General features: G+C 75.2%; 1 protein-coding gene. It reads right to left on the bottom strand.

Annotated elements, in window-relative coordinates; genetic code table 11:
- Positions 1-139: 139 nt before the first annotated feature.
- Entirely contained in the window at positions 140-718 is a 579-nt protein-coding gene (locus N866_RS18030) for a DUF3000 domain-containing protein (protein ID WP_034229274.1), read from the bottom strand.
- Positions 719-883: the final 165 nt, after the last annotated feature.

Below are 883 nucleotides of genomic sequence, written 5' to 3'. Positions count from 1 at the left end.
TGGTTCCGGATCGCCGGGACGTTCACCCGTACGTGGACGAGTCGGACACGCGCGACCGTGCCGACCAGGGACGTAGGTCCCAGGCCGGGAAGTGGTGTGGCCGCCGGGGGTGGCTGCAGGAGGGGCGGAGCCGGGTGCCCTAGAGGCGTCGACCGAGCGAGGTGACGCCGTCGGGCAGAGGAGGCAGGCCGGCGGCGGTGCACAGCAGCACCGTCCACGGAGCGAGGTGGGCGCCGGCGTCCTCGGGCGAGGGGGACCAGGAGGCCCGGATCTCGACCTCCACCTCGTCCGGCCGCTCGGCGAGCGCGCCGAACGAGCGGCTCTGCACCTTGGTGACCGTGCCGCCCAGGGCGTGGTGGCCGAGTCCGGACGCGACGAGCGCGTCCTCCACCCACGTCCAGGCCGCGTCGCAGAGCAGGGGGTCGACCGCCACCTCGGGGTCGAGGGTGGCGCGGACGAGAGTGACCACGCGGAAGGTGCCCTCCCACGCCTCCTGACCGGCCGGGTCGTGGAGCAGGACGAAGCGGCCGCCGGCGGGCTCCTCCTCCTCGAGGTCCTCGCCGGGCGGGGTGACCTCGCCCGTGAGCGCCACCGCGTACGGGGCGATCCGGGCCGGCGCGGGGATCTCGGTGAGCCGGACCTCCTGGCGCGGCCGGTGGTCGCGCAGCGCGTGCAGGGCGCGGAGGAACTCGGGGGGGACCTCGGCATCCGCAGTCATCACCTTCGCAGGGTAGGACGGCGGGCCGACACCGGCGTGGAGGGCGCGCTGTGGCGAGGGGTGAACCGCACCGCGGACACCCCGGCGACCCCGTGGAGGCGCGAACTAGGGTGACGCCGTCGTCCTTCCGGCTGAGGGGAGTCCTCGAGCATGTCCGCACGCGCG

Origin of the sequence: Actinotalea ferrariae CF5-4, from assembly GCF_000603945.1 — a bacterium.
Lineage (GTDB): Bacteria > Actinomycetota > Actinomycetes > Actinomycetales > Cellulomonadaceae > Actinotalea > Actinotalea ferrariae.
This window is presented reverse-complemented; position numbering and strand designations above follow the sequence as displayed.